The sequence below is a fragment of the Arthrobacter sp. 2762 genome (genome assembly GCF_040548745.1).
In the GTDB taxonomy this organism is placed as follows: domain Bacteria; phylum Actinomycetota; class Actinomycetes; order Actinomycetales; family Micrococcaceae; genus Arthrobacter.
The window spans coordinates 1-24,630 of sequence record NZ_JBEPSI010000012.1; the positions used below are offsets into that span (position 1 = coordinate 1).

Annotated in this window: 22 protein-coding genes, 1 tRNA gene and 1 pseudogene; 2 read left to right on the forward strand and 22 right to left on the reverse strand. The window is 62.4% G+C overall.

The annotated features are described in order from the left end of the window. Window positions 1-22: 22 nt before the first annotated feature. A pseudogene (locus ABIE18_RS19250) lies at window positions 23-154 on the reverse strand (recombinase family protein); the annotation flags it as partial. Window positions 155-939: 785 nt separating this feature from the next. After that, window positions 940-1,021 (reverse strand) — tRNA-Leu (locus tag ABIE18_RS19255). A 198-nt stretch (window positions 1,022-1,219) separates the two neighbouring features. Between ABIE18_RS19255 and ABIE18_RS19260 the strand changes: the two genes are divergently transcribed. Next, on the forward strand, window positions 1,220-1,825 hold the full coding sequence (locus ABIE18_RS19260) for an ANTAR domain-containing response regulator (protein WP_431119893.1): 606 nt from the start codon (window positions 1,220-1,222) through the stop codon (window positions 1,823-1,825). A 168-nt stretch (window positions 1,826-1,993) separates the two neighbouring features. Here ABIE18_RS19260 and pyk read toward each other — a convergent pair whose 3' ends face one another. The 11 genes from pyk to hisI form a co-directional block, all read right to left on the reverse strand. Beyond that, window positions 1,994-3,484 (reverse strand): pyruvate kinase, encoded by a 1,491-nt coding sequence (gene pyk / locus ABIE18_RS19265; RefSeq protein WP_499724186.1) that lies wholly within the window; start codon window positions 3,482-3,484, stop codon window positions 1,994-1,996. Between the two features lie 55 nt (window positions 3,485-3,539). Further along, window positions 3,540-4,997 carry a glutamate synthase subunit beta gene (locus ABIE18_RS19270; RefSeq protein ID WP_499724187.1) on the reverse strand — a complete coding sequence of 486 codons (1,458 nt, stop codon included), beginning with the start codon at window positions 4,995-4,997 and terminating at the stop codon, window positions 3,540-3,542. After that, window positions 4,990-9,603 carry a glutamate synthase large subunit gene (gene gltB / locus ABIE18_RS19275; RefSeq protein WP_499724188.1) on the reverse strand — a complete coding sequence of 1,538 codons (4,614 nt, stop codon included), beginning with the start codon at window positions 9,601-9,603 and terminating at the stop codon, window positions 4,990-4,992. Before gltB ends, ABIE18_RS19270 begins: the two co-directional genes overlap by 8 nt. A gap of 260 nt (window positions 9,604-9,863) precedes the next feature. After that, window positions 9,864-11,018, reverse strand: coding sequence for a prolipoprotein diacylglyceryl transferase (lgt, locus tag ABIE18_RS19280; RefSeq protein ID WP_499724189.1), 1,155 nt, complete (start codon window positions 11,016-11,018; stop codon window positions 9,864-9,866). Between the two features lie 23 nt (window positions 11,019-11,041). Beyond that, on the reverse strand, window positions 11,042-11,854 hold the full coding sequence (trpA, locus tag ABIE18_RS19285) for a tryptophan synthase subunit alpha (protein WP_499724190.1): 813 nt from the start codon (window positions 11,852-11,854) through the stop codon (window positions 11,042-11,044). Then, window positions 11,854-13,230, reverse strand: a complete 1,377-nt coding sequence (gene trpB, locus ABIE18_RS19290; protein ID WP_499724191.1) for a tryptophan synthase subunit beta — start codon at window positions 13,228-13,230, stop codon at window positions 11,854-11,856. The genes trpA and trpB overlap by 1 nt, the downstream gene beginning before the upstream one ends. A 113-nt stretch (window positions 13,231-13,343) precedes the next feature. After that, window positions 13,344-14,162, reverse strand: coding sequence for an indole-3-glycerol phosphate synthase TrpC (gene trpC, locus ABIE18_RS19295; RefSeq protein ID WP_499724192.1), 819 nt, complete (start codon window positions 14,160-14,162; stop codon window positions 13,344-13,346). Window positions 14,163-14,164: 2 nt separating this feature from the next. Beyond that, window positions 14,165-14,437 carry an HGxxPAAW family protein gene (locus tag ABIE18_RS19300; RefSeq protein WP_216923214.1) on the reverse strand — a complete coding sequence of 91 codons (273 nt, stop codon included), beginning with the start codon at window positions 14,435-14,437 and terminating at the stop codon, window positions 14,165-14,167. A gap of 131 nt (window positions 14,438-14,568) precedes the next feature. Continuing rightward, window positions 14,569-15,171: a Trp biosynthesis-associated membrane protein gene (locus ABIE18_RS19305; protein ID WP_499724193.1), complete on the reverse strand. Its 603-nt coding sequence runs from the start codon at window positions 15,169-15,171 to the stop codon at window positions 14,569-14,571. Next, a complete protein-coding gene (locus ABIE18_RS19310) occupies window positions 15,168-16,751 on the reverse strand; it encodes an anthranilate synthase component I (protein WP_499724194.1) in 1,584 nt (527 codons plus the stop codon). Before ABIE18_RS19310 ends, ABIE18_RS19305 begins: the two co-directional genes overlap by 4 nt. 57 nt (window positions 16,752-16,808) lie before the next feature. After that, window positions 16,809-17,225, reverse strand: coding sequence for a phosphoribosyl-AMP cyclohydrolase (hisI, locus tag ABIE18_RS19315; RefSeq protein WP_224089670.1), 417 nt, complete (start codon window positions 17,223-17,225; stop codon window positions 16,809-16,811). 89 nt (window positions 17,226-17,314) lie between these two features. Between hisI and ABIE18_RS19320 the strand changes: the two genes are divergently transcribed. Further along, on the forward strand, window positions 17,315-17,959 hold the full coding sequence (locus tag ABIE18_RS19320) for a TIGR03085 family metal-binding protein (RefSeq protein ID WP_216923805.1): 645 nt from the start codon (window positions 17,315-17,317) through the stop codon (window positions 17,957-17,959). A gap of 85 nt (window positions 17,960-18,044) precedes the next feature. Here ABIE18_RS19320 and hisF read toward each other — a convergent pair whose 3' ends face one another. The 9 genes from hisF to pnuC all read right to left on the reverse strand — a co-directional run bounded on the left by hisF (window position 18,045) and on the right by pnuC (window position 24,623). Then, window positions 18,045-18,821 (reverse strand): imidazole glycerol phosphate synthase subunit HisF, encoded by a 777-nt coding sequence (hisF, locus tag ABIE18_RS19325; RefSeq protein WP_216923206.1) that lies wholly within the window; start codon window positions 18,819-18,821, stop codon window positions 18,045-18,047. A gap of 42 nt (window positions 18,822-18,863) precedes the next feature. Then, on the reverse strand, window positions 18,864-19,724 hold the full coding sequence (gene hisG / locus ABIE18_RS19330; protein ID WP_224089667.1) for an ATP phosphoribosyltransferase: 861 nt from the start codon (window positions 19,722-19,724) through the stop codon (window positions 18,864-18,866). Window positions 19,725-19,807: 83 nt separating this feature from the next. Further along, entirely contained in the window at window positions 19,808-20,071 is a 264-nt protein-coding gene (locus ABIE18_RS19335; RefSeq protein WP_018778638.1) for a phosphoribosyl-ATP diphosphatase, read from the reverse strand. A 132-nt stretch (window positions 20,072-20,203) separates the two neighbouring features. After that, a complete protein-coding gene (ribH, locus tag ABIE18_RS19340) occupies window positions 20,204-20,689 on the reverse strand; it encodes a 6,7-dimethyl-8-ribityllumazine synthase (RefSeq protein ID WP_223948696.1) in 486 nt (161 codons plus the stop codon). Window positions 20,690-20,706: 17 nt separating this feature from the next. Further along, the gene (gene ribA, locus ABIE18_RS19345; protein ID WP_499724195.1) at window positions 20,707-21,411 is read right to left on the reverse strand and encodes a GTP cyclohydrolase II; all 705 of its coding nucleotides are present in this window, start codon (window positions 21,409-21,411) and stop codon (window positions 20,707-20,709) included. Continuing rightward, window positions 21,408-22,103: a 3,4-dihydroxy-2-butanone-4-phosphate synthase gene (gene ribB, locus ABIE18_RS19350; RefSeq protein ID WP_499724196.1), complete on the reverse strand. Its 696-nt coding sequence runs from the start codon at window positions 22,101-22,103 to the stop codon at window positions 21,408-21,410. Before ribB ends, ribA begins: the two co-directional genes overlap by 4 nt. After that, complete coding sequence (locus tag ABIE18_RS19355; protein WP_499724197.1) at window positions 22,100-22,798, reverse strand: riboflavin synthase; 699 nt, start codon at window positions 22,796-22,798, stop codon at window positions 22,100-22,102. The genes ribB and ABIE18_RS19355 overlap by 4 nt, the downstream gene beginning before the upstream one ends. Further along, complete coding sequence (gene ribD, locus ABIE18_RS19360; RefSeq protein ID WP_499724198.1) at window positions 22,798-23,889, reverse strand: bifunctional diaminohydroxyphosphoribosylaminopyrimidine deaminase/5-amino-6-(5-phosphoribosylamino)uracil reductase RibD; 1,092 nt, start codon at window positions 23,887-23,889, stop codon at window positions 22,798-22,800. The genes ABIE18_RS19355 and ribD overlap by 1 nt, the downstream gene beginning before the upstream one ends. Window positions 23,890-23,930: 41 nt before the next feature. After that, the gene (pnuC, locus tag ABIE18_RS19365) at window positions 23,931-24,623 is read right to left on the reverse strand and encodes a nicotinamide riboside transporter PnuC (RefSeq protein WP_499724199.1); all 693 of its coding nucleotides are present in this window, start codon (window positions 24,621-24,623) and stop codon (window positions 23,931-23,933) included. Between the last annotated feature and the right edge of the window lie 7 nt (window positions 24,624-24,630).

The following is a 24,630-nucleotide window of genomic DNA, read 5'->3' on the forward strand; positions in this document are numbered from 1 at the left end:
CGGAGAAGATATCCCGCTTTTACACCCCATCAGAGACCAACGAGTCCAACTGCAGCTGCGCGTCCTGGCCTGCGGTACTCACCCTCGTGTAGGCAGGCATCCTTGTCCCGCGATACTGCCTCAAGAACCCGCCCACACAGCGCACGCGAGACATTTCACTGTGAGATGACTTGCTGAGACAGTGCAGCGTGACGAGCGTTAGCGGACTATGGCGCTTTTCTGCAGCCAGCTATTGGCCGGGATCGGGACCATACCGGTGTCTCAATAACCTTTAGCCTGTCGAGACAGCGCTGGTTCACTCCTCGACACCGCCCATGCTGATGCATCGGAGAAGGCACAACTCCCCCGAAAAGAAAGTCCGCCCGAAACACGATCGTGTTGTGTTGTTTGAGGTCTCTCCACAAGAGCGATGTGGCGTGAATGCAAACGGACCTCTGTCCCTTCAAAGAATCCGTCGATGAGACTGTGTCAAAGGCCTCCTCCGCGCTGACCAGCCAGAGGTCATGCAGCCAGCGGGCACCCGATGAAGGGTCATTCCCTTTAAACCAAGAACAGTCGGTCAGGAGCACGCCGCCACAGAACATGGCCCCTCGCTGCCCAGCCCTTGTGGGGACCAAGCCGCACCCGCGCCTCAGACGGAACTTTCCGAAAACGCTCCACGCCTTAAGTGCCGACATCATGTTGTGAGCGTGGCCCGAAAGCATGAATAGGTGTTGACCACCCACGACCAACTCGACAGCGTCAGGAACGAGGAACCACACACCCCTATCTCAAAGCCGGCGCAGCGTCCGTCAGCCAGGACGCTGACCCCGCCCCCCACACATCCGAATAGGCCCTCGCGGCGGCCAGGCCAGGCCGCGAACCACAGTCAAAGGGACTGACCACAAGATATGTCAACACGTTAAAAGCAAATACCCCCTCTGACGAGGGGGTATGCCGTGCCCAAGGTGGGACTCGAACCCACACACCTTTCGATACCGCATTTTGAGTGCGGCGCGTCTGCCAATTCCGCCACTCGGGCGCGGATTACCGGGAAGTTAATTCTCGCTGACTGCTCTCATTGCTGTGAGCAACGCGATCCTTTCCCAGCACGCGAAACTACTCTACATGCAGATAGGCTGTTTTTCAGAACTGGGCGCGCGAGTGCAACAAAATCATGTGCCGCAGCGGTCCACACTAAGATGGACATGAACCCGCCGAACCTTTTCAAGGAGATCCCGTGACCGAACAGACGGAGTCCACACCCGCAGCCCAACTGGCCCGACGCGTCGTCGTAGCCGAGGATGAGACCCTCATCCGCTTGGACATTATTGAGATCCTGAAGGGCGAAGGGTACGACGTCGTCGGCGAGGCAGACAACGGCGAGAAGGCCGTACAGTTGGCCGAAGAGCTGAAGCCGGACCTCGTCCTCATGGATGTGAAGATGCCCGTCATGGATGGCATCTCAGCGGCAGAGAAGATCGTCAAGGCCCGCATCGCCCCCGTAGTTCTGCTGACTGCTTTCAGCCAGAAGGAACTCGTGGAGCGTGCCCGCGACGCCGGCGCCATGGCTTACGTTGTGAAGCCGTTTACCCCCGCTGACCTCATTCCGGCCATCGAGATCGCTCTGTCCCGCCACGAGGAGATCAAGGCCCTCGAAAACGAGGTTTCCGACCTCCAGGAGCAGTTCGCCACCCGCAAGCTCGTAGAGCGCGCCAAGAGCCTCCTGACCACCAAGATGGGCCTCACCGAGCCGGAGGCCTTCCGCTGGATTCAGAAGACGTCCATGGACCGTCGACTGAGCATGCGTGAAGTTGCTGAAACGATCATCAACCAGGTCAACTAGCACCAAGCAGTCAACGACGGCGGCCGGTCACCTAATCAAAAGGTGACCGGCCGCCGTCGCGCTCCCCAGGGCAGAATCCCGCCCAAGGCAGGAAACGACACAAAACAAAGCGGGCCCCACCAACAAAATGTTGGCAGGACCCGCTTCACTCAAGCCTGAGCCAGGAACTTAGGCCCTGGTCTTGGACTTCTTTTCAGGCCACGGGCCAACAGGCTCCTTGCGCGACGAGTCCACAGCGGACGTGTCGGCGAGGTCGCCCACCTTGTGGACCTTCAGCGAGTTCGTGGAACCGGCCTGTCCGGGAGGGGAACCGGCAGCGATGACAACGAGGTCGCCTTCATCGACGATCTTCATGTCCAGGAGGCTGCGGTCCACCTGTGCGGTCATTTCGTCGGTGTGGCCCACGGAGGGAACCAGAACCGGCTGGATACCCCAGGTGAGGGCCAGCTGGTTCCACACGTGTTCAACAGGCGTGAACGCGAAGACCGGCTTGACGGGACGCAGACGCGACAAACGGCGTGCCGAGTCACCGGACTGGGTGAAAGTACAGATGTACTTTGCGTCCAGCTGGTCGGCGATTTCGACGGCGGCGCGGGTGATGGCGCCACCGCGGGTCTTGGGCTTGGTGCCCAGCGGGGGGACGCGCTCGAGGCCGTGTTCTTCAGTGGACTCGATGATCCGGGCCATGACCTTGACGGTTTCGATGGGGTACTGACCCACCGAGGTTTCGCCGGACAGCATGACTGCATCGGCGCCGTCGAGAACTGCGTTTGCGCAGTCAGAGGCCTCGGCACGCGTCGGACGCGGGTTGTCAATCATGGATTCCAGGACCTGCGTTGCCACGATGACCGGCTTGGCCCAACGGCGTGCCAGTTCAATGGCGCGCTTCTGGACGATCGGCACCTCTTCGAGCGGGAGCTCAACGCCGAGGTCACCACGGGCAACCATGATGGCGTCGAACGCATCGATGATTTCGTGGAGCTGGTCCACGGCCTGGGGCTTTTCGATCTTGGCGATCACCGGCACGCGGCGGCCTTCTTCGTCCATGATCTCGTGGACGCGCTTGATGTCGGAGGCATCCCGGACGAAGGACAGGGCAACCAGGTCCACGCCACGCTTGAGGGCCCAACGGAGGTCGTCCTCGTCCTTTTCGCTCAATGCGGGGACGTTGACGGCAACACCGGGCAGGTTGATGCCCTTGTTGTTGGACACCTTGCCACCGACCGTAACGGTGGCGACAACCTTGACGTCGTCAACTTCGATGGCGCGAAGGGCAACCTTGCCGTCGTCGATCAACAGGGCGTCGCCCACGTTGACGTCTTCGGTGAGGCTCTTCAGCGTGGTGGAGCAGATGTCCTTGGTACCGGGGACGTCTTCGGTGGTGATGGTGAACGTGTCGCCAACAGCCAGCTCGTGCGGGCCGTCGACAAAACGGCCAAGGCGGATCTTGGGACCCTGGAGGTCAGCCATGATAGCCACGGGCTTGTGCAGTTGCGCCGCAGCCTTGCGGACATTCTCGTAGGTGTTGTCGTGCACGGAGTAGTCGCCGTGGCTCATGTTCATGCGGGCAACGTCAACGCCGGCTTCCAGCACTGCGAGAGTGTTGTCGTAGCTGGAGATTGCCGGGCCGAAAGTTGCCACAATTTTCGCGCGTCTCATATACCTACCCTAAGTAGTGTGCTGCTGATTGAGTTAAAGATCATTCCTGCCGGCGCTATAAGACCGCGATTGCCCGGTCGGTGGGGGCGACCGGTGCCGGAAGGATTGTGCTTCCCATGAGGAACTTGTCCACTGCTGCCGCGCATGCACGGCCTTCGGCAATGGCCCACACAATCAGGGACTGGCCACGTCCGGCGTCACCGGCAACAAACACACCCTCGGTGTTCGTCATGTAGTAGCCGTCGCGGGCTACGTTGCCCCGACCGTCGAATTCTGCACTGACCTGCTCGGTGATACCGGACGGTTCAGCACCGGTGAAGCCGAGGCTCAGGAAGACGAGGTCAGCGGGAATGATCCGCTCGGTCCCGGCCTTCGGGAGGCGCTTGCCATCCACGAACTCCGTCTCGGCAACCTTGACCCCGGTGAGCTTGCCATTCTCGCCAACAAACTCCACGGTGGATGCCAGGTACGTACGTTCGCCACCTTCTTCGTGGGCGCTGGCGACCTCGAAGAGCGTGGGGAACGTCGGCCACGGCTGGTGACCTGCACGCTCAAGAGGCGGCTGCTTGCCGATCGCGAGCGTGGTAACGGAAGCCGCCTGGTGACGGTGCGCTGTACCGATGCAGTCCGCGCCGGTATCGCCGCCACCAAGGATGACCACATGCTTGCCACGGGCGTCGATGTGATTTTCCGGGCTCTCCCCCGCTACAACGCGGTTGGAAGGAACCAGATAGTCCATGGCAAAGTGAACGCCGTCAAGGTCACGGCCCGGAATGGGCAGATCGCGCGGGACGGTTGCACCGGTAGCAATCACGACGGCATCGTAACGGCGTCGCAGCTGCTCCCAAGTCACGTCCGTACCGACTGCGACGCCGGTGCGGAAGCGGGTGCCTTCGGCCTTCATCTGCTCCAGACGACGGTCAACCTGTTCCTTCTCCATTTTGAAGTCGGGGATGCCGTAGCGGAGCAGGCCGCCGATCTTGTCGTCACGCTCGTACACGGCAACCGTGTGTCCAACACGCGTCAGCTGCTGTGCAACTGCGAGGCCTGCAGGACCGGACCCCACCACGGCAACCGTCTTGCCAGTGAGGCGCGTCGGCGGAAGGGGGTGGACCCAGTCGTTATCGAAGGCTTCATCGATGATGGAAACCTCAACCTGCTTGATGGTCACGGCAGGCTGGTTGATACCCAGCACGCAGGACGCTTCGCAGGGTGCCGGGCACAGACGGCCGGTGAACTCCGGGAAGTTGTTCGTGGCGTGGAGGCGTTCAATCGCTTCCTCACCCTTGTCCCGCCACACGAGGTCGTTCCACTCAGGAATGAGGTTGCCCAGCGGGCAGCCCTGGTGGCAGAACGGTACACCACAGTCCATGCAGCGTCCGGCCTGGCTCTTTAGGACGCCCTTTTCCTGGGCTTCGTACACTTCCTTCCAGTCCATGATTCGGACCGGAACGGGACGGCGTGGCTGCGTCTCGCGCTGCCGGACTTTCAGAAATCCGCGTGGATCAGCCACCGGTTACCTCCAGGATTCGAGACCATACTTCTTCGCCGTCAGGGTCAAGGCCCTCTTCGATGGCGTCGAGACGGGTTTGCAGGACTGCGGCGTAGTCGCGCGGCAGTACTTTGGTGATGCGGGCGGCGGTGTCGTCGAAGTTCTCGAGCAGACGGCCGGCCAGGACGGATTCGGTTTCTTCGGCGTGCTTGGTGAGCAGGCCGTGGACGATGTCGCGGTCCTCGGCGTCCAGCTCAAGGAGCTGAAGCTCGCCGGAGTCCAGCGCATCCTTGTTGACGCGCTCATGCTGCAGGTCAAGCACGTAAGCAGTACCACCGGACATGCCGGCACCGAAGTTGCGTCCGGTACGGCCAATGATCAGTGTTTGGCCACCGGTCATGTACTCGCAACCGTGATCGCCAATACCTTCGACGACGGCGGTCGCACCGGAGTTACGCACCAGGAAGCGTTCACCAACCTGGCCACGCAGGAACATCTCGCCACTCGTTGCACCGTAACCGATGACGTTGCCGGCAATGACGTTGCGCTCTGCCTGGAACACGTTGGTGCGGTCCGGGCGGACGATGATGCGGCCGCCGGAGAGGCCCTTGCCCACGTAGTCGTTGGAGTCTCCGTACATGCGCAGCGTGATGCCTGCAGGCAGGAAGGCGCCCAGCGACTGGCCAGCGGTGCCATTGAGCGTGATGTCGATGGTGTCCGTCGCCAGCACATCGGTACCGAACGTCTTGGTCACTACATGGCCGAGCATCGTGCCCACGGAGCGGTCCGTGTTGATGACGTCCAGGGTGATCTTGACAGGCATGCGGTCGCTGAGTGCTTCGGCGGCCATCGTGATGAGCCGCTGGTCGAAGTGCTTGTCCAGCTCGTGGTTCTGGGTGGTCATGTTCCGCAGCGGCACGTCGTCGTCAAACTCAAGACCGTGCAGGATCGGATCCAGGTCCAGGCCTTCGGCCTTCCAGTGGTTGATCGCTTCGCGGGTGTCCAGGACTTCAGCGTGGCCGATCGCCTCTTCGAGGCTGCGGAAACCGAGCTCTGCCAGGATTTCGCGGACTTCTTCTGCGAGGAACTCGAAGAAGTTGACCACGAACTCGGGCTTGCCGTTGAACCGTGAACGCAGTTCCGGGTTCTGGGTAGCAACACCCACGGGGCAGGTGTCCAAGTGGCAGACGCGCATCATGATGCAGCCGGAGACAACCAGCGGAGCCGTTGCGAAACCGAACTCTTCACCACCGAGCAGGGCGGCAATGACCACGTCACGGCCGGTCTTGAGCTGGCCGTCCACCTGAACCACCACGCGGTCGCGGAGACCGTTGAGCATCAGGGTTTGCTGGGTCTCGGCGAGGCCAAGTTCCCATGGCACACCTGCATGCTTCAGCGAGTTCAGCGGCGAGGCGCCTGTACCGCCGTCGTGACCTGAAACAAGCACGACGTCGGCCTTCGCCTTGGTCACGCCGGAGGCCACAGTGCCGATCCCGACTTCCGAAACCAGCTTCACGTGCACACGGGCCGAAGGGTTGGCGCGCTTGGCATCGTAGATGAGCTGGGCGAGGTCTTCGATCGAGTAGATGTCGTGGTGCGGGGGCGGGGAAATGAGTCCGACGCCGGGCGTGGAGTGGCGCGTCCGGGCTACCCATGGGTAGACCTTCTGGGCCATCAACTGGCCACCCTCGCCGGGCTTGGCGCCCTGGGCCATCTTGATTTGGATGTCGTCAGCGTTGGTCAGGTACAAGCTGGTGACACCGAAGCGGCCGGAAGCGATCTGCTTGATGGCAGAGCGGCGCTCCGGATCCAGCAGGCGGTCAACGTCTTCGCCACCTTCACCGGTATTGGATTTGGCGCCCAAACGGTTCATGGCGATAGCGAGTGTCTCGTGGGCTTCCTTGGAGATCGAGCCGTAGCTCATGGCGCCGGTAGAAAAACGCTTGACGATGCTGGAGACGGGCTCCACTTCCTCAAGCGGCACTGCCGGACGCACGTCGCTCTTGAACTTGAGCAACCCACGCAGGGTCATCAGGTTCTCGGACTGATCGTCAACGCCCTTGGTGTAGGCCTTGAAGATGTCGTAGCGACGCTCACGGGTGGCGTGCTGCAGGCGGAACACAGTCTCCGGGTTGAAGAGGTGCGGTTCACCGTCACGGCGCCACTGGTACTCGCCGCCGCCCAGGAGCGGACGGTGCGGGTGCTCGATGCCGCCCTCGGGGTACGCCATCTGGTGCCGTGCGGAAACTTCCGCTGCAATAACGTCCAGGCCCACGCCACCCAGTTGGGAGTGCGTACCCGAGAAGAATTCGTCAACGAGTTCCTGCGACAGGCCCAGTGCCTCAAAGGTCTGGGCGCCGGTGTAGGAAGCAACGGTGGAGATCCCCATCTTGGACATGATCTTCAGGACACCCTTGCCGAGGCCCTTGATGAGGTTGTAAACGCCGTCTTCCGGAGTCACGCCCTCAACGTCGCCGTTGGAGATCAGCTGTTCAACCGATTCCATGGCGAGGTAAGGGTTGACTGCCGATGCGCCATAGCCAATGAGCACGGCAACGTGGTGCGTCTCGCGGACGTCGCCAGCCTCAACCACGAGTGCCGTCTTGGTGCGGTTGGCACTGCGGAGCAAGTGGTGGTGGACAGCGCTGACCAGCAGGAGCGACGGAATGGGTGCCCACTGCGCGTTCGAGTCGCGGTCGGACAGCACAACGTACTGCACGCCACGGTTGATCGCGCCGGAAACCTGCTCGCAGATCTCTGTCAGGCGGGCACGCAGCGCCGCTTCCCCACCCTCCGGGCGGTAAAGGCCGCGTACCTTCATGGCGATGCGGTCGCCGTCAGCGTTTTCGATGTTCGAAATCTTGGCGAGTTGATCGTTGTTGATCACGGGGAACGGCAGGGAGATCTGCGGTTGGCGGACCTGCTTGCCATCCAAAAGGTTGCCGTTGGGTCCGATGGCGCACTTCAGTGACGTCACCAGCTCTTCGCGGATGGCGTCCAGCGGCGGGTTGGTGACCTGGGCGAAGGACTGCACGAAGTAGTCGAACAGCAAGCGCGGACGCTTGGACAGTACGGCAACCGGGGTATCGGAACCCATGGCACCCAGGGGCTCGGCGCCCGTGCGGGACATGGGGCCGAGCAGGATCTTCAGTTCTTCAGTGGTGTAACCGAAGGTCCGCTGGCGGATGTTCACCGATGCAGCGGTGTGGCGTACGTGCTCGCGCTCGGGGAGCTCGTTGATGTCGATCAGGTTGTCCTTGAGCCATTCGGCCCACGGGTTGGCTGCGGCGACCTCGGCCTTGACCTCGGCGTCGTCGATGATGCGGCCGGCTTCGGTGTCCACCAGGAACATCTTGCCCGGGGCAACGCGACCCTTCTTGACGACGTTGGAGGGCTCGACCTCGATAACGCCCACTTCCGAGGCAAAAACGATCAGGCCGTCTTCAGTGATCCAGTAGCGTCCGGGGCGCAGGCCATTACGGTCCAGCGTTGCGCCGACGAGGTTGCCGTCAGTGAAGGAGACGGCGGCAGGACCATCCCACGGCTCCATGAGCAGTGAGTGGTATTCGTAGAACGCACGGCGTGCCGGATCCATGGTGGCGTGGTTCTCCCACGCCTCCGGAATCATCATCATGATCGAGTGCGTAATCGGGCGGCCGGAGAGCCAAAGGAGCTCGGCTACTTCATCGAACGAAGCAGAGTCCGAGGCACCCGGGGTGCAGATCGGGTACAGCTCTTCGGGGGTGTCACCCAGCAGCGGGCTGGCCAACTGCGACTGGCGTGCGCGCATCCAGTTGCGGTTGCCCTTGACCGTGTTGATTTCGCCGTTGTGGGCGATGGTGCGGAACGGCTGCGCCAGAGGCCACGACGGGAAAGTGTTCGTAGAGAAGCGTGAGTGGACAATGGCCAGCTTCGTCTTGAAACGCTGATCCGAAAGGTCGGGGTAGAACGGCTCCAACTGGGCCGTCGTCAGCATGCCCTTGTACACAATGGTGCGCGAGGACAGCGAGGGGAAGTACACGCCGTACTTGTTCTGGGCGCGCTTGCGGATTCGCCAGGCACGGGAGTCAAGTTCGTTGCGCTCAAGCTGCTCGCCGGAAGCGGATGCAAAGAAGGGCTGCGAGAAGTACGGCATACATGCCCGTGCCATGGCACCCACGAGGTCTGCGACCACGGGAACTTCACGCCAGCCAAGGACCGTAAGGCCCTCATCCGCTGCAAGAGCTTCGATACCGGCCTTGGCCGTAGCTGCTTCGCGCGATTCAGCAGGAAGGAAGGCAGTACCCACCACGTACTGGCCCGGAGCAGGCAGTTCGAATTCGGTGACGGCCCTGAAGAACTCGTCCGGAACCTGCATCAGCAGGCCCGCACCGTCGCCAGTACCTTCATCGGCGCCCACGGCGCCGCGGTGTTCGAGATTGCGGAGGGCAGTCAGAGCCGCTTCCACGATGTCGTATCCCGGTTCCCCGCGGAGCGTGGCAATGATTGCCAGGCCGCAGGCGTCCTTCTCCTTGTCCGGGTTGTAAAGACCCCGGGCCTCCGGAAGCGCGGCAAAGCGCTTGAATGGAGACATGGCACCCTGCGGTTCGATATTTTCGGACCAACCGGGGTTATGAAGATGGGTCATGGGAGACGTCCTTCCTCGTGATCGTGCGTATGGAAGGGACAACGTTGGCCCCACCTTGCATGCCCTTGTGATGGGCACAACAAAGCGCTAGTTATTGGAATTGTAGGCCAGCCAATCAAGCGCAACTAACAGTTACGCAGACCACTGGCCCCGGCTTGACCAGTGAACATCGGTATGCTGCGATCCGGTTTCCGGGGTGCCACGACGCTGTGGACTGGGCCCTACGAGCGGTGACTCTGTTGCCCCTTTGCCGGAAGCGACTACTTGGTGTCGTCAGCTTCCAGCGAGGATCCGGGGGCCTTCCTTGCGGCAGTCGCAGCAGATTCCGATTCCGCCTTGGACGTTGTGTCCTTTGCGGAATCTCCTGCTGCATCCTGCGGCTCGTCAACGTGGCCCGGATCGCTTTGGTTATCTGGGAGATTACCACGGGAACCACTATCCGAGACAGATGGGTCCACATCATGACTGGTGACGCTCGTCACGGATGCCTCATCTTTGGCCGGCGTGGCTTCGGGTTCCCGGCCCGGTAAATAAGGGGTATCCGGCTGCGGCCGGCCTGCCCTGCCGAGAACAACGAAGATAGCCAGGGCCGCTACGAAGACGAAGATGCTCGTCCATACATTCAGCCTGGTGGTGATCCCGAAGAGGCTGATTTGCTCGGCATCGTCAATCCTGAGGGCTTCGATCCACACGCGGCCAAGCGTGTAATACATCGCGTAGAGCCAGAACAGGCGTCCTCGGCGGAAGTGGAACTTCCGGTCCAGCAGAAGCAGAATCGCGACGCCCAGGATGTTCCACAGGAATTCGTAGAGGAACGTCGGGTGAAAGAGCGTGTCTGCGGGCATACCCGTTGGGAAGTTGGCGTTGGCAGGGTCAATCTGGAGGCCCCACGGCAACGTGGTGGGGGCGCCGAAGAGTTCCTGGTTGAACCAGTTGCCCCAACGGCCGATCGCCTGGGCAAGCAGCAATCCGGGAGCCGCGGCATCCAGGAACGCGGTGAGCTTGACACCTGCCCGACGGCAACCGATCCAGGCACCCACGGCACCAAGCAGCACGGCGCCCCAAATCCCCAGGCCGCCCCGCTGTATCTGCGGAATCAGGGAGAGGTCACCTGTGCCATCGAACCCGGGGCCAAAGTACGCATCCGGGGACGAAAACACATGGTAAAGCCGGCCACCGATGATGCCGAAAGGAATCGCCCAAATGGCGATATCCCACAGGCTCCCGTCGGGGGCTCCACGGCGCTTCCATCGGGCAGACGTCAGCCACAGGCCGATGATGATGCCCGCCAGGATGCAGAGGGCGTAAGCGTGGATACGCAGCGTCCCCCACGGCAGCGGAATGTCGAAACCGGACCACGATGGGCTCGGGATGCTCAGTGGAACCATTGCCGCTGCGTGGAGGACGGTCTGCATTGGGCTTCGCTGTTTCCTTTTTCCTAGGCGTCTGCAGCTGCGCGGCCCAAGCCGGCGCTGAGGTTCTTGGTGAGTTGGCCGACGGCGTCAACGCCGCCGTCGCGGAGGGCCGCCACGAGCGCGGTGCCGACGATCACGCCGTCCGCGTAGGCAGCTATCTCGCGGACGTGATCCGGGTTGGAAACACCGAGGCCAACGCAAACCCGTTCAGCACCTGCAGCGTGGGCACGTGCCACGACGTCTTCGGCTGTGCTGCTGACGGACTGGCGTGTACCGGTCACACCCATGATGGAGACGGCATACACAAAGCCGCGGCTGGCCTTGACAGTCATATCCAGGCGTTCGGGCGTGGATGAAGGAGCCACCAGGAAGACCCTGTCCAGTCCGTACTTGTCCGAAGCCTCGAACCACTCACTGGCCTCATCCGGAATAAGGTCCGGAGTAATAAGGCCTGCTCCCCCGGATTCAGCCAGGCGGCGGGAGAACTCATCCACGCCCATGCGCATGACGGGGTTCCAGTAGGTCATGACCAACACGGCGGCGTCAGTAGCAGCAGTGATCCCTGCAACGACGTCGAAGACATTGGCGACCCGGAAACCGTTGTTGATCGCTTCCGTGGTGGCAGCCTGGATGACAGGTCCGTCCATCACGGGGTCGGAGTAGGGAATACCGATCTCGATGAGGTCCGCACCGTTCCGTGCCAGGGCAATGCCGGCGTCGATGCTGTCCTGGACTGTGGGGTAGCCCGCCGGAAGGTATCCGACAAGGGCTGCCCGGCCCTCGGCCTTGGCGCGGTCGATAGCTGCAGCGGATTTGCTGGCGAATTGTTCAGTCATCAGTTCTGGTCCTCGTTTACGTCCACGGCTGCTTCGGAGGTGCGTTCTGCAGGACCTTTGGGCTTGCGGGTAGACAGGGTGGTGCCCTTGACGTGACCTTCTTCGTCCAACATGTTGAACCATGCGGCTGCGGTTTCCACGTCTTTGTCCCCGCGACCGGACAGGTTCACGATCACGGAGATCTCGGAGGGGTCCTCTTTGCCCTCGGTGAGGCGCTGGCCCACTTTGATGGCACCGGCAAGCGCGTGCGCAGACTCGATGGCGGGGATGATGCCCTCGGTCCGGCACAGGAGGCTGAAGGCGTCCATTGCTTCGATGTCCGTGATGGGCTCGTATGTCACGCGTCCGATGTCCGCCAGGTAGGAGTGCTCGGGTCCCACGCTGGGGTAGTCCAGTCCGGCAGAGATCGAGTGGGATTCGATGGTCTGGCCGTCTTCGTCCTGCATCAGGTAAGAACGGGCGCCATGCAGCACGCCGGGACGTCCCAGGGAGATTGCTGCAGCGTGACGCCCGGTCTCAACGCCTTCGCCGCCGGCTTCAAAGCCATAGATCTTCACGGAAGCGTCGTCCAGGAAGCTGTGGAACAGGCCGATGGCATTGGATCCACCACCAATGCAGGCACAGATGGCGTCGGGCAGCTTGCCGGTCTGATCCAGGATCTGGGCGCGGGCTTCCTCGCCGATCACTTCGTGGAAGAAGCGGACCATGGCAGGGAACGGGTGGGCTCCGGCAGCGGTACCCAGCAGGTAGTGGGTGGTCTCCACATTGGAAACCCAATCCCGCAGGGCGTCGTTGATGGCGTCCTTGAGGGTCTGCGAACCGTTGGTCACGGGAACAACTGTGGCGCCGAGCAGTTGCATGCGGGCAACGTTCAAAGCCTGGCGGCGGCAGTCCTCCGCGCCCATGTAGACAACGCACTCCAGGCCCAGGAGGGCTGCGACCGTGGCACTGGCAACGCCGTGCTGGCCTGCACCGGTTTCAGCAATAACGCGGGTCTTACCCATGCGCTTGGCCAGGAGGGCTTGCCCCAGGACGTTGTTGATCTTGTGGGAACCGGTGTGGTTGAGGTCTTCACGCTTGAGGAAAATCCTCGCACCACCAGCGTGCTTGGAGAATCGCTTGGCCTCTGTCAGCAGCGACGGACGCCCGGAATAGTTCTTGTTGAGGTCCTTCAACTCCGCGAGGAACTCGGGATCGGCCTTGGCTTTCTCGAACGTGTCCTGGACTTCGTCGAGTGCGGCGATAAGTGACTCGGGCATCCAACGGCCACCGTAGTTACCGAAGTACGGCCCGCTCGCGTTGCGCAGCGAATGGCCACCTTGCAGGAATGCGTCGGCCGCATTCTCTTCCGAGCTGGCTGTTGGCGCGTCCACCATCAGTCTCACCGTCCTGTTCCAGTTAGTTCATCGGGTAGTTCCACGTGCCACAAGGCAGCCGCAGGCACATGCCCGGGCTGCCTCATGGCTGTCGCCTTGCTTCAGGTACTGCCTCAGTTCCTGACGGCGATGGCGGCAGCTCCAGCTGCCTTGAATTCGGTGATGCGTTCGCGCGGGGTTGAGTCGCTAACCAGCGCCTCCCCCACCAAAATGGCGTTGGCGCCGCTTGCGGCATAGTGCGTGACGTCCTCGGCCGTCCGCACGCCGGACTCCGCGACAATCACTGCCTCGGCCGGAATCAAACCGGCCAGTGAACCGAAAACTGAGCGGTCGACGTCGAGCGTCTTCAGGTTGCGGACGTTAACGCCGATGATTTTGGCCTGCGCAGCGACGGCGCGCTCAATTTCCTCTTCAGTGTGCGTTTCCACCAGCACGTTCATGCCAAGCTCATGGCTGAGGGCGCTGAAGTCAGCCAGCTCCGAATCAGACAAGGCCGCAACGATCAGCAAAATGAGGTCCGCACCATGGGCACGGGCTTCCCAGATCTGGTACTCGTCCACCGTGAAGTCCTTGCGCAGCAAGGGAATATCGACGGCAGCACGAACGGCATCGAGATCTGCCAGCGATCCGCCGAAACGTCGCTTTTCGGTAAGGACGCTGATGACCGAAGCTCCGCCATGCTCATACTGCACTGCGAGCGAGGCGGGGTCATCAATGGGTGCGAGATCGCCTTTGGAGGGGCTTCGACGCTTGATTTCAGCGATGACCTTGAGATCGTCGCGGTTCGAGGAAGGACCACCCAGGGCAGCCCAAGCGTCACGCGGGGGTGCCGCGCCTGCAACACGGTCCTTCAGCTCAACGAGGGACACAAGCCGGCGGCGGGCCTCCATGTCCTCCTTGACGCCGACGATGATGTCGTCAAGAACGGTCACGATTAGTGGCCGTTGTTCTGCAGCTTGCTGCCACCCACTCCGTAGCCGGCCTTGCGCATGGCCCAACCGACGATGAGGCCGGCCACCATGACCACAACACCACCGATGAAGATGGGGGTGCTGGCGATGACGAAAGCAATGGAGGAAATCAGGGCGCCGACCAGCATCACAATCACGCAGGTCCAGGCAGCCGGGCTGTTACCGTGGCCGATGGCGTCAGCGTGGCTGGCCATGGTGGAGGTAGCTTGGTTTGCGGACACTGTGGTTTTGCTCATGTGGAATCTCCTCAGGATGAATACTGCTTACATTCTGCCATTTATTGACGGCGGCCGGGACATCGTCCGACGTCAGGACCGGCGCCGGCGCTTATGTTGCGCCATACCGGCCCGAAAGACTGCTGGGCGGCCTAGGTTGGGTCTTCGCCGCGCGAAAGACTGTCCCAACTGTCGATCTCGTCCACTGGTCCGCTACCGCGTTCCTTAACGGCGGCGGCGTCGTACTTGGTGCGGGTTTTCCAATACCGACCGGCCAGCGGCAAGACCACTGCACAGACTGCAAGCAGGGCACCGGCCACGATTGCCAGCACGGGGAAGACCGTTGTGGCCACGCTCGCCTGACCTCCCGAGACGCCGGTTGCCGCAGCGATGGAACCCTGGGCTGCGCCGAGAGGATTGGACAGGACCGTGGCGGCTGCGAGGATAATCCCGGCAGCGGACAGGGCAAGGAGGGCTGCGATGACCCAGCGGGCGATCCGCCCCGCGATGGAAGCCGCCAACCCACCGGCAAGTGCTACAAGTGCCAGTGCGGTAACGGCCGTGGCTGCCTTGCTGCCCTGAACGTGGAGGTCGCTGTTGGAGGCAGCTGTGGGATCAAGACGGACCTCGATCCAGGTCTGCGTAGTGGTTCCAAAGACAGCGAGTGCCAGAAGTGCCGTTGCAAGAACAAGAGTTGACTTCCGTGCCCAACGCGGCGATGTGGTCGCCCTCGGTCCCGGTGCTTCAACGGTCATGAGGTGGGCGTCCCGCCGTCGACGGTTCCTGCGTCCCGCACTGTGTCGGCGGAAATATTCTGCAGCGAACCGGCCGTGTGCACTGCCCGAAGCGGGGCAGCGGCCTTGTTCACAGTTTCAAGTGCTTCCGACGGCTTGTGTGAGTCAGCAACAATCCCGCCGCCGGCCTGCACGTAGGCACGGCCTTCCCGCAGCAACGCAGAACGGATGGCAATCGCCATGTCCATATCACCGGCAAAGTCCAGGTAACCCACAACGCCACCATAAATACCGCGACGGTGGGGTTCGAGTTCGTCCAGGAGGCGCAACGCCCGTGGTTTCGGGGCACCGGAAAGGGTACCTGCCGGGAACGTTGCCTTGAGGACGTCGTAGGCCTTGGCATGCGGAGCCAACTCGCCTACCACGGTGGACACCAAGTGCATGATGTGGCTGAACCGCTCCACCTCCATGAACTGGGTGACGTCAACCGTGCCGGCCACGCACACCTTGGAGAGGTCGTTACGGGACAGGTCCACCAGCATGAGGTGCTCGGCACGCTCCTTCTGGTCCGCCAGCAGTTCCGTGGCCAGGGCTTTGTCAGCTTCAACAGTCTTGCCACGGGGACGCGAGCCGGCGATGGGGTGCGTAATGACTTCGCCACCGGTTACCGTCACCAACGCCTCCGGCGAGGAACCCACGATCGAGTACTCGCGGCCGTCAGCATCTTCGAGGCTGAAGATGTACATGTACGGGCTCGGGTTGGTGTTGCGCAGTACACGGTAAACATCCAGGGGGTCGGCCTTGCACTCTATCTCGAAGCGACGCGAAATGACTACCTGGAAAACCTCGCCATCGACGATCGCCTCCTTGCCGCGATCGATGGCTTCCAGGTACTTGGCCTCGTCCCATCGTTCCTGCACGCTCGACGCGAAATCCAGTGCGGCCGGCTCCAGCACCGAGACCGGCTGGGCAACAGGCGTACTGACCTGGTCCAGCAGCGCTTTAACCCGCGCCACGGCGTCGTGCCAGGCGTCATCCACACGCTCGGAACTGTTGTCGAAGTTGATCGCGTTGGCGATCAGGAGGACAGTGCCGTCCACGTTGTCATGAACTGCCATGTCGGTGACCAGGTTCAGGGCCATTTCAGGCAGCTGGAGGTCGTCTTCCGGTGGTGCCGTCAGTTTCTCCCAATGGCGCACGGCTTCCCAACCCAGGAACCCAACGAGGCCGGAAGTAAAGGGCGGCAGGCCTTCAAAACGATCTGTTTGCAGCGCGGCGATGGTGTCGCGGACTGCTTCCACCGGGTTGCCAGCCACGGGAACGCCGACTGGCGGCTCACCGATCCAGTGTGCCTGGCCATCCTTGGTGGTCAGCGTGGCGCGGGACTTGGCGCCAATGAAGGAATAGCGCGACCAGGCACCGCCAACGGCTGCCGACTCAAGGAGGAATGTTCCGGGCTGGCCCTTGGCGAGCTTACGGTACAGGCCGATGGGAGTCTCGGCGTCGGCCAGGACTTTGAGTCGGACAGGGATGACACGGCTGTGGACGGCGAGTTCGCGGAACTCTTCCAGGCCCGGGCTGATGATTCCAAGGTCCTGCATGGCTATTGTTCTCCGCCTTTGGTCTTAGGTGGTGCGTCAGGGAAACTAGGGGATGCCTTAATCGCGGTGGCCCGTTACGACCGAAAAGTCGCGCCCGTCGAAGCAGGTCCGGGTACCGGTGTGGCAGGCTGCGCCGATCTGGTCCACGCGGACCAGGAGGGCATCGCCGTCGCAGTCAAGGGCGACTGACTTCACGAACTGTACGTGCCCGGAAGTGTCGCCCTTGCGCCAGTATTCCTGGCGGGAGCGCGAGTAGAAGGTCACGCGTCCCGTGGTCATGGTGCGGCGGAGTGCCTCGTCATCCATCCAGCCAAGCATGAGGACCTCATGGGTATCGTGCTGCTGGATGATGGCGGCTACAAGGCCTGCGGAGTCGCGTTTAAGGGCGCTGGCGATCTCCTGCGGCAGGGTGTCCGCGGGGTCGCTGGAGAGCTCCACGGCAGGAGTTGGACTGGGGGCGGACTGCTCTGACATCAGATCAAGTCTAGTGCCTTTGATGGGAGCCGTATTCTGCGGCGGTTCCACTGCGCAACCTTGCCCTGATCGTGCTAGTTTCACAAGTGATGCATTTCGTCGATCCTTCCCGAGAAGTACTGGCCGAAACCCTGCTGGCGGCCGGACCTGACTCCCCCACGCTCTGCCAAGGGTGGCTCACCCGGGATCTTGCGGCGCACCTTTACCTGCGCGAACGTAAAGCGGCCGTGGGCATTGGCCTCCTGATCCCCAGCCTCGGCAAGGCTTCGGACAAAGCGACGGCCAAACTCGCCGCCAAGCTCAAGACCACTGACGACTACGCGGAGCTCGTCAAAACGTTCCGCGCAGGTCCCCCAGCCCTTTCCCCTTTGAAGATCAAGGCGCTGGACGAAACGTCGAATCTCATCGAATATTTCGTCCACACAGAGGACATTCGCCGCGCGGGTGACCGTTGGGCGCCCCGGGCCCTCGACGAAGCGTACTCGGATGCATTGTGGGATGAACTGATCAAGCGGGCGGCTTTCCTATACCGTGGCGTGGACCTCGGCATCGTTCTGGTGCGGCCCTCCGGCCCCCGGCACGTGGCCAAACGCGCTCCAGTGTCGGTAGCGATTGTGGGCGAACCCGGCGAATTGCTGATGCATGCCCATGGCCGCACCAGCCAGGCCCTCGTCACTTTCGAAGGCCAGCCGGACGCCGTCGCGCTTCTGCAAACCGCAGACATCGGCCTTTAAGACAGACAACGCGGGGTCACTTTTGGCCCATCCTCCTTGCGGAGATGGGCCAAAAGTGACCCCGCGTTGCTTTTGGCAGACGGAGCTACCTGACTTCGAAGCCAGCCTCGCGAATAGCCGCTTTGACTTGGGCGATCATGTCATCCGGACCGAAGTGGAACACCGAAGCTGCCAGCACCGCATCGGCTCCGGCTTCCACGGCTGGAGGGAAATGCGCAGGCTTACCGGCACCACCGGAGGCGATGATCGGGATGTTGACCGCACCACGGACAAGGCGGATCAGTTCGAGGTCGAATCCGTCCTTGGTGCCGTCAGCGTCGATCGAGTTCAAAAGGATCTCTCCCACACCCCGGTCCGCGGCTTCCTTGGCCCAGGCGATGGCGTCGATTCCCGTCCCGGTCCTGCCACCGTGGGTGGTGACTTCAAAACCGGACGACGTCGGGGCGTCGCCTTCCCGGGTTCGGCGCGCATCCACGGAGAGCACCAGGACCTGGGACCCGAAGTGGCGCGTGATTTCATCGATGACCTCGGGCCGGGCCACAGCGGCGGTGTTGATCGATGCCTTGTCCGCACCGAAGCGCAGAAGTTTGTCCACCTCTGCCACGCCGCGGACGCCGCCGCCCACAGTCAGCGGAATGAAGACTTCCTCGGCGGTGCGGCGCACAACATCGAACGTGGTTTCGCGGTTGCCCGATGACGCGGTGACGTCCAGGAACGTGAGTTCATCTGCACCGCCATTGTCGTAGCGATGGGCCAGTTCCACCGGGTCTCCGGCGTCCCTCAGGCCTTCGAAGTTGACGCCTTTGACCACGCGGCCGGCGTCGACGTCCAGGCAGGGAATGACGCGTACGGCTACAGCCATGTGCTGCTCCTAATTCTGCTGTGCGCTGCTCAGGGGATCCGGTCAGATACGGCAGGCGTGGATGCTGCTGACCAGGATGGCGCGGGCGCCAAGATCGTACAGCTCATCCATGATGCGGTTGGTTTCCTTCTTGGGGACCATGGAACGCACGGCCACCCATTCCGAGTCACGCAGCGGGGAAACGGTGGGTGATTCAAGGCCGGGGGTGAGCGCAGCAGCGTCCTCCACCAGGTCCTTGCGGATGTCGTAGTCCATCAGCACGTACTGCCGCGCCACAAGGACGCCCTGCAGGCGCCGGATGAGGACGTCGATTTCCTTGGCAGTGCCGTTCGCGGCCCCACCGGGACCTGTGCGCCTGATCAGCACGGCCTCGGACTTAAGAATGGGATCGCCGAAGATTTCCATCCCGGCTGCCTTGAGGGTGTTGCCGGTCTCGACGACGTCGGCAATGGCGTCGGCAACGCCGAGCCGCACCGATGACTCGACGGCACCGTCCAGTCGGACCACCTTGGCGTTCACACCCCGATCCGCCAGATAGTCGCGCAGGAGCCCGTCGTAACTGGTGGCCAGGCGCTTGCCTTCGAGCTGCTCGACGCCGGTGAAGTCACCTACGGGGCCGGCGAAACGGAAGGTAGAAGGGGCAAAGCCCAAGGGAAGGAGTTCCTCGGCTTCCACCTTTGCGTCCAGCAGGAGGTCGCGTCCGGTGATTCCGACGTCCAGGGTTCCCTGGCCCACATACACCGCGATGTCGCGGGGGCGCAGGAAGAAGAACTCAATGTCATTGTCGGGATCAACCATGACCAGTTCGCGGGTGTCGCGGCGCTGGCGGTACCCAGCCTCGGACAACATTGCAGAGGCGGCTTCTGACAGGGATCCCTTGTTGGGGACTGCTACACGGAGCATGGGGAGACTTTCTGTTTGGAATGGAGGTTTTCAGGCACTTCGGCCACGCAGCTGGCTCCGCTCATTGAGGCGGAGTGGCGTGGCTAGAGATGCTTGTAAACGTCTTCCAGGCTGAGGCCCTTGGCGAGCATGAGGACCTGCAGGTGGTACAGCAACTGGGAGATTTCCTCGGCAGCGGCTTCATCGGATTCGTACTCGGCGGCCATCCAGACTTCGGCGGCCTCTTCGACCACTTTCTTACCGATGCCGTGGATTCCGGAGTCCAGTTCGGCAACCGTACGCGAGCCTGCCGGGCGGGTCGCTGCTTTCTCACTCAGTTCTGCGAACAGCGTCTCGAAATTCTTCACGCCCTACAGACTACTTGCTTAGGGGCTGGCACCGCTTGTTGGGGCGTTGCATGACGAAGGGGATGTGAGTGAAGACACACCCACATCCCCTTCAACACTTGCTGTCCCAGCGTCAGCTCGACGGCTTCAGTGTCAGCTGTACTGCTTCAGCGTCACTGCCGTGGCAAGGGCCGCGGTGACTGCCTCGTGTCCCTTGTCTTCGTTGGAGCCCGGGAGGCCTGCGCGGTCCAAGCCCTGCTGTTCCGTATCGCAGGTCAGGACGCCGAACCCGACCGGAACGCCGGTGCGGACGCTGACATCGGTAAGTCCCGACGTCGCGGCCTGGCATACGTACTCAAAGTGCGGCGTTCCGCCGCGAATAACCACACCGAGGGCCACGACGGCGTCAAAGTGCGGTGCGAGCCGGGCCGCGGCAACCGGGAGTTCGAAGCTGCCGGGGACGCGCAGCAGGGTGGGCTCGGCGATGCCGGCTTCCTTGGCCGCGCGGAGTGCACCATCTACCAGTCCATCCATGATCTGGGTATGCCAGCTTGCTGCCACAATGGCGAGCTTGAGCTGCGAGGTTTCCTCGGGCTTGAGGGTGGTGAGGTCGATCGTGGGTGCGCCGTGTCCGCTCATGTTTGCTGGAATTCCGTTCAGTCTTGTTCGTTGTCAAAGGGGCTTCGGGACGGGGTCTTTCCGTTGCCGACGGGCTCGGTTTCGAGCGTCAGACGGTGATCCATCCGGTCTTTCTTGGTCTGCAAATAGCGAACGTTCTGTTCACGCGAAGGAACCTCGGTGGGAACCATTTCCACCACCGCGACGCCAGCCTGGGCCAGGCGATTCTGCTTGTCCGGATTGTTGCTGAGCAACCGGACTTCATGCAGGCCCATCTCGGCCAGGATCTGACCCGCGGCACTGTAGGAGCGTGCGTCTACCGGCAGGCCCAGCTGTTCGTTGGCCTCGACGGTATCGAAACCGGCTTCCTGCAGAGCGTAGGCCTTGATCTTGTTGGCCAGGCCAATGCCGCGCCCTTCCTGGCCCCGCAAGTACAGGAGTGTTCCACCCTCAGCGTGGATGAGCTCCAGGGCGAAAGCCAATTGCTCGCCGCAATCGCAACGATAAGATCCGAAGACGTCGCCAGTGAGGCATTCGGAATGCAGGCGCACCAGTGGTGCCTGGCCATCCTTGGGCTGGTTGGGGGAACTCACGGCAAGATGTTCCACGCCCGTAACGTGGTCCGTCCAGGCCTGGGCTACAAAGTCCCCAAAGGCGGTGGGCAGCTGGACAATCGGGCCGCCGCTCACCGGGTGGGGTGTGGGCTCGGTGTCGTCGCTGCTGCGCGTTGTCGGTGCGGTCATCGCTTCTCCTCGTCTGCCACTGAAACGTGTGCCGCCTGGGACTCTACCGCGTCAACGTACGCCACCAGATCCTCAATGGAGATGAGGGGGCATCCGTGTTCGGCGGCGAAATCGCGCAGGCTGTCCAGGCGCATCATTTCACCATCGTCATGTACCAACTCAGCGATCACGCCCACCGGAGCAAGTCCGGCAAGCCGACACAGGTCCACCGCTGCTTCCGTGTGTCCCGGACGTTCACGCACTCCCCCGTTAACCGCCCGAAGCGGGAAAATATGCCCCGGGCGCGTAATCGCCGCCGGAGTGCTCTGCGGGTCGGCGAGGATCCGGGCCGTCAATGCGCGGTCCGTGGCCGAAATGCCGGTGCTCACTCCGATGGCCGCATCGCAGGAAACAGTGTAGGCAGTGCCTTTGGCGTCCTCATTGACTGCCACCATGGGCGGAAGCGCCAGGGCATCCGCACGTTCCGCTTCAAGCGGAACGCAAATGACGCCCGATGAATACCGGATGGTCCACCCCATGAGGGCGGGCGTGGCGTGTTCGGCAGCGAAAATGATGTCGCCTTCGTTCTCGCGGTCTTCGTTGTCCACCACGATGACTGCTTGGCCAGCAGCCATCGCCGCAATCGCAGCTTCCACGGGATCCAGGCCTGTCCGACCCATCGCCGTCGAGACCGTCTTGGTCGGGGTGCTCATCGCGCAGCCTCCTGGTTCCCGGCTGACTCGCTGGACGTTTCCACGCTGGACGTTTCCACGCTGGCGCGGTGCGCCGGGGAGCCCTGCGGAGCGAAGGAAAGGAGCCTCTCGGTGTACTTGGCAAGCACATCCACTTCCAGGTTCACCCGTGCACCAACCGGTTTAGCTCCCAGTCCTGTCTCCTCAAGAGTCGTAGGGATGAGGCCTACTTCGAACCATGGAGACGCTTCAGCTGCGGCGCTCACGGCCGTCACGGTCAGCGAAACACCGTCGACGGCGATCGAACCCTTCTCGGCAATGTACCGTGCCAGCGGCGCAGGGACGCCAAACCGCAAACGATCCCAGTTGCCCAGCGGCTCCCGTTCAAGCAGATCACCCACGCCGTCAACATGTCCTTGGACCACATGGCCGTCCAGGCGCCCGCCAGCAGGGACGCAGCGCTCAAGGTTCACGGTATCGCCCGCGGCCAACTCGCCGATGGTGGTGCGGACCAGGGTCTCCCCCATGACGTCGACGCTGAAATCCTGCCCGTCAATCTGAGTTGCGGTGAGGCAGACTCCATTGACTGCGATGGAGCCTCCCAAGGCCAGGCCCTCGGTGCTGGTCGGGGCTTTCAGCCGCAGCGTCGCGCTGGCATCGCCGTCGCGGTCAATACCCAGGACGGTGCCCTGTTCGGCAACGATTCCGGTAAACATCAGTGTCCTCCTGTGACGTATTCCGCAGCTTCACTGCGCGGAATGGAATTCTTGGTTGTGCCGGCCGCTGCTGAAGCGACCGCTGATCTCATTGACCGCAAATGCAGCCGAAGGTCGTTGCCGAGGGTCTGTACAGCCCCGCCACCGGCATCGTCCCAGGCCCAGTGTTGGGCATCGGCCAACGTGGTAATGCCGAGGTCGTTCAGCGCAGGCGTGCCGGACCCCAAAAGGGTTGGAGCCAGATAGACGATCAGTTCGTCCACCAACCCAGCAGCAAGGAACGTACTGAGGATGCTGGAGCCGCCTTCCACCATGACGTGCCTGACGCCTTGGTGGAACAGTTGGCTGAGCGCTTCCGCCGGGTCCCTGGTTTGCAGGTGCACAAAAAGGCCATCGGTTCCGCGTACTGCTGCATCTTCGGGAACTTCCCTCAAACCCATGACGGCGCGGAGCGGCTGGCGCTGCGCCAGGCTTCCGTCGGATGCCCGGGCCGTCAGACGGGGGTTGTCGATGAGTACCGTGCCAGTGCCCACCAGGATGGCATCGATGAGGCCCCGCAATCCGTGGTTGTCGGCGAGGGACGCAGGACTGGAAATCCATTGGCTGGTACCGTCCACTGCGGCGATGCGGCTGTCCAGCGTCTGGGCAATGTGCAAGGTGACGAACGGACGTTTGGTTGCGACGGCGTCGAACCATTCGCGATTCAGGTCAAACGCCTTGTCGGCTGCGAGACCGGATTCGACGTCGACTCCCGCTGCTTGCAGGGTACGGGCGCCGCCCGCGGCGGGATCGTGGGGATCATCGACGGCGTAAATCACCCTTGAGATCCCGGCCTCAATGATGGCCTGTGCGCAGGGTCCGGTACGGCCCACGTGGTTGCAGGGCTCCAGGGTGACCACCATGGTGGTTCCTGCAAGGTCCACGCCCTGACGACGTGCCTCGATAATGGCATCTGCCTCAGCATGGGCTGTGCCGGCTCCCCGATGGTAGCCAACGGCGAGCTGTTCGCCCCCGGGACTGAGCACAACGGCGCCCACCAACGGGTTGGCTCCACGCGGCCCGCCCAAAGCCGCCGCAAGGGCTACGTCCATAGCTGCAGTCTCGGCGGTATCGAAAAATTTGGGGTTCAGAATCACGGAGCGACACCCACAACAGCCGGGACGGGGCCAGCCAAGGCGCGTTCGCGCTTCTCTGCCCGCCGCCACACGAAGAAGCCGGTCAACGTAAAGAAGCCATAGAAGAGGTACATGACGGCACTGGCGTAGTATCCGGCACTAAAGAGGAGTGGGACGCCAACTATGTCAACGGCTACCCAGATGAGCCAGAACTCCGTCCATCCGCGGGCCATACCGTATGTGGCCAGCAGGGAACCTGTGAATGTCCAGGGATCAGCCCACACGGGCGGGTAGGAGCCCAGCGCGTCGAAGAGCGGAGTCAACGCGGCCGTTCCAGCCACCATTGCCCCAATGAGGGCGATGCGGACCTTGGTACTGGCCCAGCCCGGAACGATGGCGCGTCCCTCGGTGCTGGCCTGCCGGCCTTGCTGCCAGCGGTACCAACCGTAGACGGCGACGGTTATGAACATGACCTGCCGTGCAGCCTGTCCCCACAGGGTTGCGGGAGCGGCTGCGCCGAAAACGTTGCCGAGGAAGACCGTCAGCAGGAGGATATTCCCCACGATGCCTATAGGCCACGCCCAGACTTTGCGGCGCATTCCGCCGAGGGCGCTGGCGAGCCCAAAGATGTTGCCAAGCACTTCGCGTAAGACAAGCGCAGATCCTCCAACGGGAATCTGTGCTTCGAAGAGCCATCGCAGAAAGTCCATGCCGTTC

Bases quoted from the DNA above. Each gene is read 5' to 3' on its own strand.
- trpB (WP_499724191.1), bottom strand. From the start codon at position 13,230: ATGGTGGACGCGCCAACAGCCAGCTCGGAAGAGAATGCGGCCGACGCA.
- ABIE18_RS19310 (WP_499724194.1), bottom strand. From the start codon at position 16,751: ATGCAGGACCTTGGAATCATCAGCCCGGGCCTGGAAGAGTTCCGCGAA.
- lgt (WP_499724189.1), bottom strand. From the start codon at position 11,018: ATGCAGACCGTCCTCCACGCAGCGGCAATGGTTCCACTGAGCATCCCG.
- pyk (WP_499724186.1), bottom strand. From the start codon at position 3,484: ATGAGACGCGCGAAAATTGTGGCAACTTTCGGCCCGGCAATCTCCAGC.
- ABIE18_RS19300 (WP_216923214.1), bottom strand. From the start codon at position 14,437: ATGAGCAAAACCACAGTGTCCGCAAACCAAGCTACCTCCACCATGGCC.
- ribA (WP_499724195.1), bottom strand. From the start codon at position 21,411: ATGACCGCACCGACAACGCGCAGCAGCGACGACACCGAGCCCACACCC.
- hisG (WP_224089667.1), bottom strand. From the start codon at position 19,724: ATGCTCCGTGTAGCAGTCCCCAACAAGGGATCCCTGTCAGAAGCCGCC.
- hisF (WP_216923206.1), bottom strand. From the start codon at position 18,821: ATGGCTGTAGCCGTACGCGTCATTCCCTGCCTGGACGTCGACGCCGGC.
- gltB (WP_499724188.1), bottom strand. From the start codon at position 9,603: ATGACCCATCTTCATAACCCCGGTTGGTCCGAAAATATCGAACCGCAG.
- pnuC (WP_499724199.1), bottom strand. From the start codon at position 24,623: ATGGACTTTCTGCGATGGCTCTTCGAAGCACAGATTCCCGTTGGAGGA.
- ribH (WP_223948696.1), bottom strand. From the start codon at position 20,689: ATGAGCGGACACGGCGCACCCACGATCGACCTCACCACCCTCAAGCCC.
- ABIE18_RS19355 (WP_499724197.1), bottom strand. From the start codon at position 22,798: ATGTTTACCGGAATCGTTGCCGAACAGGGCACCGTCCTGGGTATTGAC.
- ribD (WP_499724198.1), bottom strand. From the start codon at position 23,889: ATGGACGTAGCCCTTGCGGCGGCTTTGGGCGGGCCGCGTGGAGCCAAC.
- ribB (WP_499724196.1), bottom strand. From the start codon at position 22,103: ATGAGCACCCCGACCAAGACGGTCTCGACGGCGATGGGTCGGACAGGC.
- trpA (WP_499724190.1), bottom strand. From the start codon at position 11,854: ATGACTGAACAATTCGCCAGCAAATCCGCTGCAGCTATCGACCGCGCC.
- ABIE18_RS19320 (WP_216923805.1), top strand. From the start codon at position 17,315: ATGCATTTCGTCGATCCTTCCCGAGAAGTACTGGCCGAAACCCTGCTG.
- ABIE18_RS19305 (WP_499724193.1), bottom strand. From the start codon at position 15,171: ATGACCGTTGAAGCACCGGGACCGAGGGCGACCACATCGCCGCGTTGG.
- hisI (WP_224089670.1), bottom strand. From the start codon at position 17,225: ATGTCAGAGCAGTCCGCCCCCAGTCCAACTCCTGCCGTGGAGCTCTCC.